At 71.6% G+C, this 13,115-nt stretch carries 9 protein-coding genes; 4 read left to right on the forward strand and 5 right to left on the reverse strand.

Annotated elements, in window-relative coordinates; all coding sequences use genetic code 11:
• Positions 1–117: 117 nt before the first annotated feature.
• On the reverse strand, positions 118–528 hold the full coding sequence (locus AB0J21_RS00130) for a transcriptional repressor (RefSeq protein ID WP_363143447.1): 411 nt from the start codon (positions 526–528) through the stop codon (positions 118–120).
• A 396-nt stretch (positions 529–924) separates the two neighbouring features.
• On the opposite strand from AB0J21_RS00130, the gene katG reads away from it, so the two are divergent.
• Positions 925–3,180: a catalase/peroxidase HPI gene (gene katG, locus AB0J21_RS00135; RefSeq protein ID WP_363143448.1), complete on the forward strand. Its 2,256-nt coding sequence runs from the start codon at positions 925–927 to the stop codon at positions 3,178–3,180.
• A 469-nt stretch (positions 3,181–3,649) separates the two neighbouring features.
• Here the strand turns inward: katG and AB0J21_RS00140 are convergent, their stop codons facing one another.
• On the reverse strand, positions 3,650–4,039 hold the full coding sequence (locus AB0J21_RS00140; protein WP_363144061.1) for a MarR family transcriptional regulator: 390 nt from the start codon (positions 4,037–4,039) through the stop codon (positions 3,650–3,652).
• A gap of 740 nt (positions 4,040–4,779) precedes the next feature.
• Complete coding sequence (locus tag AB0J21_RS00145; protein WP_363143449.1) at positions 4,780–5,202, reverse strand: secondary thiamine-phosphate synthase enzyme YjbQ; 423 nt, start codon at positions 5,200–5,202, stop codon at positions 4,780–4,782.
• Between the two features lie 119 nt (positions 5,203–5,321).
• Between AB0J21_RS00145 and AB0J21_RS00150 the strand changes: the two genes are divergently transcribed.
• Positions 5,322–6,491 carry an NAD(P)-binding domain-containing protein gene (locus AB0J21_RS00150; protein WP_363143450.1) on the forward strand — a complete coding sequence of 390 codons (1,170 nt, stop codon included), beginning with the start codon at positions 5,322–5,324 and terminating at the stop codon, positions 6,489–6,491.
• 51 nt (positions 6,492–6,542) lie between these two features.
• Here the strand turns inward: AB0J21_RS00150 and mltG are convergent, their stop codons facing one another.
• The gene (gene mltG / locus AB0J21_RS00155) at positions 6,543–7,493 is read right to left on the reverse strand and encodes an endolytic transglycosylase MltG (RefSeq protein ID WP_363143451.1); all 951 of its coding nucleotides are present in this window, start codon (positions 7,491–7,493) and stop codon (positions 6,543–6,545) included.
• Between the two features lie 43 nt (positions 7,494–7,536).
• Entirely contained in the window at positions 7,537–9,357 is a 1,821-nt protein-coding gene (locus tag AB0J21_RS00160; RefSeq protein ID WP_363143452.1) for an ABC transporter ATP-binding protein, read from the reverse strand.
• A gap of 118 nt (positions 9,358–9,475) precedes the next feature.
• Here AB0J21_RS00160 and AB0J21_RS00165 point away from each other — a divergent pair, with 118 nt between their 5' ends.
• Both AB0J21_RS00165 and AB0J21_RS00170 read left to right on the forward strand, forming a co-directional pair.
• Positions 9,476–10,045: a MarR family transcriptional regulator gene (locus AB0J21_RS00165; RefSeq protein ID WP_363143453.1), complete on the forward strand. Its 570-nt coding sequence runs from the start codon at positions 9,476–9,478 to the stop codon at positions 10,043–10,045.
• Positions 10,046–10,114: 69 nt separating this feature from the next.
• Entirely contained in the window at positions 10,115–13,087 is a 2,973-nt protein-coding gene (locus AB0J21_RS00170; protein WP_363143454.1) for an FAD-binding and (Fe-S)-binding domain-containing protein, read from the forward strand.
• Positions 13,088–13,115: the final 28 nt, after the last annotated feature.

The raw sequence follows: 13,115 nt of genomic DNA on the forward strand, positions 1-13,115 counted from the left end.
GGTCGGGAACGATCCGACAGGGCCCGTGTCAGCCGGTCCGGCACGAGCAGGGCGAGCACCCTCCGGCTGCGGCGCGTCCGAGGCGAGCCTGGCGCCACGACGCCGACGGCCCCCAGGTCAGGCGCAGGCCGGGCACAGACCGCGATAGGTGATCTCCACCGAACCGACCGTGAACCCGAACCGCTCGGCCACGGGCAGGTCGGCGAGGGCGTCGCCTGCCGGGTGGACGTCTCGGACCGTGCCGCAGCCGGAGCACACCAGATGCTGATGAGGGCGGCGCGCGTTCGGGTCGTAGCGCTTGGCCCGTCCCACGGTGGAGACCTCCAGCACCTCGCCGAGCGCGACGAGTTCCCCCAGCGTGTTGTAGACGGTCGCGCGGGAGATCTCGGGCAGTCGTACGGCGGCCCGCAGATGCACCTCGTCCGCCGTCAGGTGCACGTGGTCGCCGTCGAGGACCTCGGCGACGACACGCCGCTGCGAGGTCAACCGCCAGCTACGGTCCCGCAACCGTTGAAGAAGGTCGCTCATCTCGTATCACTGCTCCGCTTCGCGGGGGACGCGCGGCCCCGGAAAGGATCCGACGACGTCGCGCACCGTCGTGGTGGTTTTAGCCGTTACGGTTTTAGCGCACTTCTTGACTTGGACGAAGTCCATCGTAGGATCGATCCCGGCTGCATCCAAGGGACAGGAAGACTCCGCTACGGCAGCAGAGACAGGTGACGGGACATCGCGACCGGCCGACCGCCACGCGCCGGCCGAAGGCCGTCCCCGTCTCACCGCCCGGGACCGTCCCGCCCGGTGGTCCGAAAGGTCTTCGGGCGGTCGCGACGAGGCTGTTGGCTCACCGCGTGCCCCTTCTGCACGGCCCGAATCCTCCCCTCCCGTTCAGCGCTCCACGACCCACCCGGTCCGGAAGGATTGCCCATGACCGAGAACCACGAGTCGCACGTCTTCGACCCCGTGACCCCGGATTCGCCCGAGACAGCCGTCCCCGAGGTGCCCGAGGCGCAGGCGAGCGGCTGCCCCGTGGCCCACGGCCGCGCGGCGCACCCCACGCAGGGCGGCGGAAACCGCCAGTGGTGGCCGGACCGCCTCAACCTGAAGATCCTCGCCAAGAACCCCGCCGTGGCGAACCCGCTCGGTGCGGACTTCGACTACGCGGCCGCGTTCCAGGCGCTCGACCTGCCCGCGGTGAAGCGGGACATCGCCGAGGTGCTCACCACGTCGCAGGACTGGTGGCCGGCCGACTTCGGCAACTACGGGCCGCTGATGATCCGCATGGCCTGGCACAGCGCCGGCACATATCGCATCAGCGACGGCCGCGGGGGCGCGGGCGCCGGTCAGCAGCGCTTCGCCCCGCTCAACAGCTGGCCGGACAACGGCAACCTGGACAAGGCCCGCCGTCTGCTGTGGCCGGTCAAGAAGAAGTACGGCCAGGCACTGTCCTGGGCCGACCTGCTGATCCTCACCGGCAACGTCGCCCTGGAGACCATGGGCCTGAAGACCTTCGGCTTCGCCGGTGGCCGCGAGGACGTCTGGGAGTCGGAGGAGGACGTCTACTGGGGCCCGGAGACCACCTGGCTCGGCGACGAGCGCTACACCGGCGACCGTGAGCTGGAGAACCCGCTCGGCGCGGTCCAGATGGGCCTGATCTACGTCAATCCCGAGGGCCCGAACGGCAACCCGGACCCGGTCGCGGCCGCCCGCGACATCCGCGAGACCTTCCGCCGGATGGCGATGAACGACGAGGAGACCGTCGCCCTCATCGCCGGTGGCCACACCTTCGGCAAGACGCACGGCGCGGGCCCCGCGGAGAACGTCGGCGCGGACCCCGAGGGCGCCCCGCTGGAGGAGCAGGGCCTGGGCTGGCGCAGCTCGTACCGGACCGGCAAGGGCGGGGACGCCATCACCAGCGGTCTGGAGGTGACCTGGACCAGCACCCCGACCCGGTGGGGCAACGAGTTCTTCCACAACCTCTTCGCCTACGAGTACGAACTGACCACGTCCCCGGCCGGTGCTCAGCAGTGGGTCGCGAAGGACGCGGAGGCGACCGTCCCCGACGCGCACGACGCGTCGAAGAAGCACCGGCCCCAGATGCTCACCACCGACCTTTCGCTGCGCTTCGACCCGGCCTACGAGCAGATCTCGCGCCGCTTCCACGAGAACCCGGACGAGTTCGCGGACGCCTTCGCACGCGCCTGGTACAAGCTGACGCACCGCGACATGGGCCCGATCCAGCGCTACCTGGGCGCCGAGGTTCCCTCCGAGGTGCTGCTGTGGCAGGACCCGCTGCCCGCGCGCACCGGTGAGCTACTGGACGCCGCGGAGATCAGCGCGCTCAAGGAGCAGGTGCTTGCGACGGAACTGACGGTGGCGCAGCTGGTGTCGGCCGCGTGGGCCTCGGCCGCTTCCTTCCGCGGCAGCGACAAGCGCGGCGGCGCCAACGGTGCCCGGATCCGGCTCGATCCGCAGCGCGGCTGGGAGGTGAACGACCCGGACGAGCTGGCCGAGGTACTGCGCACTCTCGAAGGGGTCCGGGAATCCTTCAACGCCAAGGGTGGCAAGCAGGTCTCCCAGGCCGACCTGATCGTCCTCGCGGGCAACGCGGCCGTCGAGCGGGCGGCCAAGGACGCCGGCGTCGAGGTACAGGTGCCGTTCACCCCGGGCCGGGTCGACGCCACGCAGGAGCAGACGGACATCGAGTCCTTCGCCGCCCTGGAACCCGCCTACGACGGCTTCCGCAACTACGCCGGCAAGAGCAGCCGCCTGCCCGCCGAGTACCTGCTCCTCGACCGGGCCAACCTGCTGACGCTGAGCGCCCCGGAGACCACCGTCCTGGTCGGCGGCCTGCGCGTGCTGGGCGCCAACACCGGCGGCTCGAAGCACGGCGTCCTCACCGACCGCCCGGGCACGCTGACCAACGACTTCTTCGTGAACCTGCTCGACCTGGGCATCACCTGGAAATCGACGTCCTCGGCGCAGGACGAGTTCGAGGCCCGCGACGCAAGCGGTCAGGTCAAGTGGACCGGCACCCGCGCCGACCTGGTCTTCGGTTCCCACTCCGAACTCCGGGCCCTCGCCGAGGTCTACGCCAGCGACGACGCGCAGCAGAAGTTCGTGACGGACTTCGTCGCCGCCTGGACCAAGGTCATGAACCTCGACCGCTTCGACCTGAACTGACCCCGCCCCGCCACATCCGCTTCACCAGTAACCAGTAACCGGCACACTCCGGCCAGGGGGCCGGTGCACACGCGCACCGGCCCCCTGGCACGCCCGGATCACCCTGCTCCCGTCGCGGCCTCATCACAGCTTCCCGAGGAACGACAACCGCATCTGCCCTCCGGGTGAGCGTCGGTGGTGACCGAGGCGGAGGAGCACGAGACGCCGTAGCACTTCACCGAGAAGGGCGGCGCGACGGTGGCGGACTCCCCGTCACAGGACAGGGCCGCCTTCTTCGCATCCGCGATCCAGGCGTACGTGGCCAGAGCGCACGAGCCTTGCGCGAGGGGACCGTAGTCAGCGCGATGTGCTGGGTGCAGAACCGCTGGGCGGCCGACCACGGACCACGAGCACCGTCCGGCGTGGTGGCGCGGATCTGCCTGCTCTCCGCCGGGACCGTCATGCCGCCGTGTCGCCGTGCCACTGAGTTTCAGACGGAACGTGCCCGCCCGGCGGACTCCAGCACCGAGGCCAGAAAGCGACGTACCGTCTCCAGTTCGCCCGCCTCGAAACCTTCGGCGACAACCACCAACTCTCCGATCACCGGCCCGAAGAAGGCCCACCCGAGTTCCGTGGCCTTTTCCTCCACTTCCAGCAGCACTCGTCGCCGGTCGGCCGTGTCCCTGTTGCGCCGGACCAGTCCGAGCCGCTCCAGCCGATCCAGCAGGGCGGTGGTCCCTGCCGAGTTCAGGCGCAGTTGCCCGCCGAGCCACCCGGGCGTGGCACGGGTGCCGGTCCTCGCCGCGTCCATCAGGTGGATCAGCGCGCGCACATCCGTGGAATGCAGCCCCTGCCGCGCGGCGAACTCGGCGCCGAGCAGACATGCCGTGCCGCTGTCCGCTTTCGACCTCGTCTACGACGAGTTCCGCACGCGCTGGCCCGAGTCCACCGAGGAGCGCGACGTCGCCACGCCTTACGGGCGCACCCGGGTCCACGTGTACGGCCCTGCGGACGGCAAGCCACTGGTGCTGCTGCCCGGCGGCTCAGCCACCGGCCTGGTCTGGCTCGCCAACGCACCGGTTCTCGGCGAGCGACACCGCGTCCATGCGGTCGATCTGCTGGGTGACGCCGGCCGCACCGAAAGCCGGGGCAGACCGTTGAAGAACGCCGACGATCTGACAGCCTGGCTGGACGCGCTGCTGGACGGGCTCGGGCTCGATCGCACGTACCTGCGGTCACTCGTACGGCGCCTGGCTTGCTGTCCGGTACGCACTGCACGCACCACAGCGGGTCGACCGCCTCGCCCTCGTCGATCCCACCCAGGTCTTCGCCGCGTTCCACCCCGGCTACGTGTTACGCGCGCTGCCCACCCTGATCCGCCCGAGCGAGACGTGTGCCCGCGCCTTCCTGGCCTGGGAGACGGCAGGTGTCGTCGCCGAGGTGAGGACACAGCCGCCTTCACACGTGGCAGGCGTCCTGCACCCACCAGGCACTTGCCTCATCCGTCGTAGGGGCGCTCGATCATTCCAAGGTCCGTACCGGGCAGGGTCTCTCCGTTTCGCACACGCAGGGTACGGAGATATGGCGGCACCGCCCGGGCGACCGATCCTGGTCACCTGGTCACCCCAGGAAGCTCAACCGCACCTGCCGCTCCGGGTTGTCCACGTTCGTGTCCACCAGGCACACCGACTGCCAGGTGCCGAGTTCGAGCCGGCCCGCGACGACCGGGAGGGTCGCGTGCGGGGGGACGAGGGCGGGCAGGACGTGGTCGCGGCCGTGGCCGGGGGTGCCGTGGCGGTGGTGCCAGCGGTTGTCGGCGGGCAGGAGGGTGCGCAGCGCCTCCAGCAGGTCCTCGTCGCTGCCCGCGCCGGTTTCGAGGAGGGCGATTCCGGCGGTGGCGTGCGGGACGAAGAGGTTGAGGAGGCCGTCGCGGCCGGCTGCCCTTTCTTCGAGGAAGGTCTCGCAGTGGCGGGTGATGTCGAGGACCACCTCCTCGCCACCGGTGTGGACGTCGAGGACCTGGGTGCTGAATGCGTCGGTCATGGCGGCATCCTCGCGCACTTCGCGGGGCGGCGGGAACGGAACGCGCCGTGCTCCGGCCAGGCCGGGGGCTCGCGAGTGGCGTGGTGCGCGGGAAGATCCCGGGGCGCCGTGTCGTTGGGGTGGACGTGAACGGTGAGGGTGCGGTGCGCGAGGTCGAGGTCGTCGTGGTCGGGGCCGGACAAGCGGGGCTGTCGGCCGCGTACCACCTGCGCAGGAGCGGCTGGGAGCCCGGCCGCGAGTTCGTGGTGCTGGACCACACGCCCGGGCCGGGCGGGGCCTGGCAGTTCAGGTGGCCGTCCCTGACCTACGGCAAGGTGCACGGGATGCACTCGCTGCCGGGCATGGAGCTGACCGGGGCCGACCCGGGGCGCCCGTCCTCCGAGGTGGTCGGTGAGTACTTTCGCGCGTACGAGCGGGCCTTCGGACTGCGGGTGCGACGGCCGGTCGACGTGCGGGCCGTGCGGGAGGGCGAGGGCGGGCGGCTTCGCGCGGAGACCACGGACGGGGTGTGGTCCACGCGGGCGCTGATCAACGCGACCGGCACCTGGGACCGTCCGTTCCTGCCGCGCTATCCGGGACAGGAGACCTTCCTCGGGCGACAGGTGCACACCGCGGGCTACCGGGGGCCCGGGGAATTCGCGGGGCTGCGGGTCGTGGTCGTCGGAGGAGGGGCCTCGGCGACCCAGCATCTCCTGGAGATCGCCCCGCTCGCGGCCGAGACCACCTGGGTGACCCGCAGGGAACCGGTGTTCCGGGAGGGGCCGTTCGGCGAGGAGGAGGGGCGGGCCGCCGTCGCGCTCGTGGAGGACCGGGTACGGCGCGGGCTGCCGCCGCGCAGTGTCGTCTCCGTCACCGGGCTCCTCCTCAACGACGCGCTGCGCGCGGGTCTGGCGGACGGCACTCTGGACCGTCGGCCCATGTTCGAGCGGATCGTCCCCGACGGGGTGGTGTGGGCCGACGGGCGGCAGGTGGACGCCGACGTCATCCTCTGGGCGACCGGATTCCGCCCCGCGGTGGAGCATCTGGCCCCGCTCCGCCTGCGCGGTCCGGGCGGCGGGATACAGCTCGTGGGGACACGGGTGGCGGCCGATCCACGGATCCACCTCGTCGGCTACGGACCCTCCGCGAGCACCATCGGGGCGAACCGGGCCGGCAGGGCCGCCGTGCGCGAAGTGCGTCGGCTGCTCGGCGGGCCGGACAGAACCGGTGGGGTCGGTGGGGCGAGCGGCGGACCGCCTGATCCGGGGGCGGAGGCCGGCGCGCTCACCGCCGGTGCCGCGGTGGCCTGAGCCGGGCCGGCCGCGGCCCAGGAACCCGAGGTCGCCGTGCTCCGGTGGGGGTCAGGTACCCGGGGTCGCCGTGCTGCGGCGCCGGTTGAACTCCGCGACGTTCTTCCGGTGCTGGGCGTAGTCCCCGGTGAAGCGGGTGTCTCCCGGGCCGACCGTCACGAAATAGAGCCAGTCGCCGACGCTGGGGGCGACGGCCGCGCGGACGGCCTGTTCCCCGGGGCTCGCGATGGGGGTGGGGGGCAGACCGCGCCTGGCGTAGGTGTTGTAGGGGCTGTCGACGCGGGTGTCCTCGCCGGTGGTGTCCAGAGAGCTGCGTCCCAGGGCGTAGTTGAGGGTGGAGTCCATCTGGAGCGGCATCCCGCGGTGGAGGCGGTTGTAGACGACCCGCGCCACGCGCCCCATGTCGCTGTCGGTGGCCGCTTCCGCCTGCACGATGCTCGCGACCTTGACTGTTTCGTACGGGGAGACCGCCTCGCGGTCGGCCACGGCGGCAGGACGGCGGCCCGCGAACCTCTCCTTCGCCGTGCGCACCATGTAGCGCAGCACCGAGGCGGGGGTCGAGTCGCCGGTGAGGGGGTACGTGGCCGGGTACAGGTAGCCCTCCGGGTTGCCCTTCGCCTCGGCGGGGAGCGGCAGTCCCGCTGAGGCGACGCTCGCTTCCGTGGCCCCCTTGGACAGCCGCAGGGCACAGTCGACAGCGGCGTACACCTGCCGGGCCCGCCAGCCCTCGGGGACCGTCAGGGACCGGGGGCCCGGGTTCTCCTCCCCGGACAGCAGGAGGGGCACGGTGACCGTCGCCGCGACGGCGAGGACTCCCGCGATCAGCAGGCTCAGGCGGCCACGTCGCGTCAGACGGTGACGCGGCCTTTCGCCGCGCGTACGCGGGGCCCGGCCCGGGGGCCTTCGTACGGGCCGTGGTGCGCCCGTGGCGGCGCCCTTGTCCCGGCCGTCCCGGCCGCCGTCGCCCTGCGCTCCGCCTCGCGGGTCGGGGTGTCGTGTCATGCGGGCACGCTAACCCGGAGAATCCGACAAAAGTGATCGATTCCTATGCCGTCGGTTCAAGTCTGGCTTCCTGCTGGTCACGGCGGGTGTCGTGCCGCACGAGCGCGGCGTAGGCGCCGTCGAGGGCGAGCAGTTCCTCGTGCGTACCGCGTTCGGCCGTGCGGCCGGCTTCCAGGACCACGATCTGGTCGGCGTCGCGCACCGTGGACAGCCGGTGGGCGACGGTGATGGTGGTGCGGTGCGCGGACAACTCGTCGAGGGCCTGCTGCACGGCCCGTTCCGTCGCGGTGTCCAGGGCGCTGGTGGCTTCGTCGAGGACGAGTACCGGCGGGTCGCGCAGGATGGTCCTGGCGATCGCGAGTCGCTGCTTCTCCCCTCCGGAGAAGCGGTGCCCGCGCTCGCCGACCACGGTGTCATACCCCTGCGGGAGGGACGCGATGTGCTCGTGGATCTGCGCCGCCCGGGCGGCGGCGACCAGTTCCTCGTCGGTGGCCTCGGGCTTGGCGAACCGCAGGTTCTCGGCGACGGAGGCGTGGAAGAGGTAGGTCTCCTGGGAGACGACGCCGACGGAGCGGGCAAGAGTGTCGAAGTCCAGGTCGCGCACGTCCACCCCGTCGAGGGTCACGCGCCCCGCCGTGACGTCGTACAGCCGGGGCACGAGATGGCTGAGGGTGCTCTTGCCGGAGCCGGTCGGGCCGACCACGGCGAGGCTGCCGCCGGCCGGGACCGTCACGTCGATGCCGTCGAGGATGCGGGCGCCGTCGGGCTCGTAGCGGAACTCGACGTCCTCGAAGCGGACCTCTCCCCTGGCGCGGTCCAGCCGGGCGGGCCGCGGACGCTCGGTGATGTCGATCGGCAGGTCGAGGTACTCGAAGATGCGCTGGAAGAGCGCGAGGGAGGTCTGGATCTGGACGCCGGTGGCGAGCAGGCTCACCGTGGGTCGGAACAGGCCCTGCTGGAGGGAGACGAACGCGACCAGGGTGCCGATGGAGATCCCCGGGCCGCCGAACTGGAGCGAGAGCCCCGCCGCCCAGTAGATGAGTGCGGGCATCGCGGCCATGACGATGCTGATCACCGACATGCGCCAGCGGCCGGCCATGCTGGAGCGCACCTCCAGGTCCACCAGTTCCTCGGACTCGCGCGCGAAGGAACGGGTCAGCGAGTCGGCCCGGCCCATGGTCCGGCCGAGCAGGATGCCGCTCACCGACAAGGACTCGGTGACGGTGGCGGCCATGACGGCCATCTGCCGTTGCCGCTCGGTGGTGATGCGCTTGCGTTCCCGGCCGACACGTCGGCTGATCAGCACGAAGACGGGGAGCAACAGCAGGGAGACGACGGTCAGGCGCCAGTCGAGGGCGAGCATCGCGAGGACGGTGGCGATCACGCTGGTCAGGTTGGAGACCAGGGAGGTCGCGGTGGACGTGACCGTGGCCTGCATCCCGCCGATGTCGTTCGCGATGCGCGACTGCACCTCTCCCGTGCGGGTGCGGGTGAAGAAGGCGAGCGACATGCGTTGCAGACGTCCGTAGACCGAGGTGCGCAGATCATGCATGACGCGCTGGCCGACCGTGGTGGACAGGAGCGTCTGCAACACGTTGAAGACGCTGTTCACGACCGCGCTGAGGATCATGCCGAGGGCCAGCAGGCTCAGCAGGCCGGTGCGGCCCTGCGGGATGGCGGTGTCCAGGACCTCGCGCAACAGGAACGGGGTGACGACCGAGACGAGGGAGGAGGCGGCGACGAGCAGGCCGACCACGGCGAGCCGGCCTCGGTAGGGACGGAACAGGCGCAGGATGCGCCGGATCTGACGGGGTTCCTCATCGGCTTTGACCGGTGGGGTCCAGTTGATTTCCGGGGGACGCATGGGCTCCTCAGGGGTGCGGGGCGGCGCGAGGCAGGACCCGGCCACGAGACGGCAAAAGAGAGCGTAGCTCATTGTTACCTAGGTACACAATGAGCGTCATCCTGTTAATATTCCCCGCATGACCCCCTCCCCTTCCGCCGGCCACGCCGAGCAGCACGAAGACGGTGCCGGCGCTCCACCCGACCGGGACGGCCTGCTCGCCGAGCAGTTGTTGCGGTTGACCCGTCGGCTGCACCGCATCCAGAAGCAGAATCTGGAGCCTCTCGGTATCACTCCGGCGCAGGGCCGGCTGCTCCGCGCCGTCGCGGGTTTCGAGCACCCGCCCCGGATGGCGGATCTGGCCCGTCGTCTGGACGTGGTGCCGCGCGCGATCACGAGCCTGGTCGACGGCCTGGAGTCGGGTGGCCGGGTGCGCCGGGTGCCCGATCCCGACAGCCGCCGGGTCACCCGGATCGAGCTGACGGACAGCGGTCGCGACGCCCTGCACCGGCTGCGTGGCGCCCGCCGGGGGGCGGCCGAGGACGTCCTGGCGCCGCTCACCACTCAACAGCGTTCTCAGTTCAGCCAGTTGCTCGCGCGGCTGGTGCCCGAGGGGGAGCACGCGCACGAGCCCCGCCCGGACGAAGCGGCACCCCCTCGCCCGAGCCGCACGAAGGCTCTGGAGGATAGTGACAAGAAGAAGCGTTGACGGCGGGCCCGCGGGGCTCCGGCCGGCGCACGTTCGCCGCACGCACCACACGCGAGGGAGCACCACCACATGCCGTTGCTGGACCCTGATCCGAATGCTCTGCGCCCCGCTTCCCGCCCCGAGGCGGCACATGACCGGGTGCCGGACGAGCGGGCCGGTGGCACACCCGAGCCGCTGCGCGGCGAACTGACCGAGCTGCTCGGGGCGGACAAGGTCCTCACCGGCGTCTCCGACCTCGTGCGGTACGCCTCGGACGCCTCGCCCTACCGCTTCCTGCCGCAGGTCGTCGTGGTGGCGCAGACCGTGGAGGACGTCTCCGCCGTCCTCGCCTACGCGCACCGCGCGCAGCGCGAGGTGGTGTTCCGGGCCGCCGGGACCTCGCTCAACGGGCAGGCCCAGGGCGAGGACATCCTGGTCGACGTGCGCAGGCACTGGGCCGGCATCGAGGTGCTCGGCAACGGGGAACAGGCGCGGATCGGTCCGGGCACGACGATCGTGCGCGCCAACACGACGCTGGCCCGCCACGGCCGGGTGCTGGGCCCGGACCCGGCGAGCGCGATCGCCTGCACGGTGGGCGGGGTCGTCGCCAACAACGCCTCGGGGATGACGGCGGGCACGACCCGCAACTCCTACCGGACGGTGCGCTCGATGACGGTCGTGCTGCCCTCGGGCACGATCGTGGACACGGGGGCGCCGGACGCCGACGCCCGGCTGGCCGAGGCGGAGCCGGCGCTGTGCGCGGGGCTCCTGGCGCTCAAGGCGGAGATCGAGGCGGACGGCGCGCTCGTCGCCCGGATCCGCGCGAAGTACGAGATCAAGAACACCAACGGCTACCGGCTGGACGCGTTCCTCGACGGCGACAGCCCGGTGTCGATTCTGCGCGGTCTGATGGTGGGCTCCGAGGGCACCTTCGGGTTCATCTCCGAGGTCGTCTTCGACACGCTGCCGCTGGACCGCGAGGTCTCCACCGGCCTGCTGTTCTTCCCCTCCCTGCCGGCGGCCGCGGCGGCGGTGCCGAAGTTCAACGAGGCGGGTGCGATCGCCGTCGAGCTGATGGACGGCAACACGCTGCGCGCCTCGACGAGCGTCGCGGGGGTCCCTGCCGACTGGGCCGGTCTGCCGAAGTCCACCGCGGCCCTGCTCGTGGAGTTCCGGGCGCCCGACGAGGAGGCGCGGGAGGCGTACGAGAGGGTCGCCGCCGAGGTCATGGAGGATCTGGAGCTGGTCGCTCCGGTCGCCTCCGTCACCAATGAGTTCACCCGGGAGAAGAAGGTCATCGGCGGGTACTGGAAGGCCCGCAAGGCCTTCGTGACGGCGGTGGGCGGCTCACGCCCCTCGGGCACGACCCTCATCACGGAGGACTTCGCGGTACCGCCCTCGCGACTGGCGGAGGCCTGCGAGGCGCTGCTCGAACTCCAGACGCGGCACGGCTTCGACGCGGCCGTCGCCGGTCACGCCGCCCACGGCAACCTGCACTTCCTCCTCGCCTTCGACGCCGCCAGGCCCGAGGACGTGGAGCGGTACGCGGCGTTCATGGACGAGTTCTGCGCCCTCACCGTGGAGCGTTTCGACGGCTCCCTCAAGGCGGAGCACGCGACCGGCCGCAACATCGCCCCGTTCCTGGAGCTGGAGTGGGGCCCCCGGGCGACGGAGCTGATGTGGCGGCTCAAGGAACTCCTCGACCCCGCCAGAGTGCTCGCCCCGCGCGTCGTCCTGGACCGCGACCCGCGCGCGCACCTGCGGGGCCTCAAGACGATCCCGCAGGTCGAGGCGATCGCCGACCCGTGCATCGAGTGCGGCTTCTGCGAACCGACCTGCCCCAGCCAGGACCTGACCACGACACCGCGCCAGCGCATCGTGCTGCGGCGCGAGATGATGCGCCAGGCCGGCGGCTCCCCCGTCGAGGAGGGGCTGCTCGCCGCCTACGGCTACGACGCCGTCGACACCTGCGCCGGCGACTCGACGTGCAAGCTGGCCTGCCCCGTCGGCATCGACACCGGCGTGATGATGAAGGAGTTCCGCCACCAGCGGCACACCGGCCGGGAGGAGCGCGTCGCGACGCTCACCGCGAAGGACTTCAAGGTGGTGGAGGCCGGCGCGCGGCTCGCGGTCGCCTCCGCCGAGAAGATCAGCGACCGGCTCCTGGGCGCGGTGACGCGGACCGCGCGCAGGGCGGTGCGCCCCGATCTCGTACCGGAGTGGCTGCCGGAGCTGCCGGGCGCGGCGGCGCGCAGGCTGCCGCGCACCAAGAGGTCCGAGGCGGTCGCGGTCTACTACCCGGCCTGCGTCAACCGCATCTTCGGCGGCCCGGAGGGGCCGTACGAGCCCTCGCTGCCGCAGGCGGTCGTGATGGTCTCGCAGCGGGCCGGGAAGCCGGTGTGGATCCCCGAGGACGTCGACGGGACATGCTGTTCGACGATCTGGCACTCGAAGGGCTACGAGGACGCCAACACGGTGATGGCCAACCGCATCGTGGAGGCGGCCTGGGGCTGGACGCGCGGCGGGGCCCTGCCCCTCGTGGTGGACGCCTCCTCCTGCACCCTCGGCATCGCGCACGAGGTGGTGCCCTACCTGACGGAGACCAACAAGGAACTGCACGCGGCGCTGACCGTCGTGGACTCCCTGGTGTGGGCGGCCGAGGAGCTGCTGCCGCTTCTGACGGTGCACCGGAAGGTGGCCTCTGCCGTCGTGCACCCGACGTGCTCGATGCAGCATCTCGGAGACGTCGACGAGCTGGTGGCCGTGGCCTCCGCGTGCGCGCACGAGGTGGTGCTGCCGGACGACGTGGGCTGCTGCGCCTTCGCGGGCGACCGGGGGATGCTGCACCGGGAGCTGACGGAGTCGGCGACGGCGAAGGAGGCCGCCGAGGTCACCTCGCGGAAGTTCGACGCGCACCTGTCCGCGAACCGCATGTGCGAGGTGGGCATGGACCACGCGACGGGCGGACGAGGTTACTACTCGGTCCTGATGGAGCTGGAGCGGGCGACCCGCCCGCCGCGCTCCACCTCCGCGGGCGTCCGCGCGGTGAACACTCCGGCCTGAGCCGGGCCGACAGGGGCGAGGGTGGGGG

Origin of the sequence: Streptomyces sp. NPDC049954, assembly GCF_040656295.1 — a bacterium.
Classification (GTDB): Bacteria; Actinomycetota; Actinomycetes; order Streptomycetales; family Streptomycetaceae; genus Streptomyces.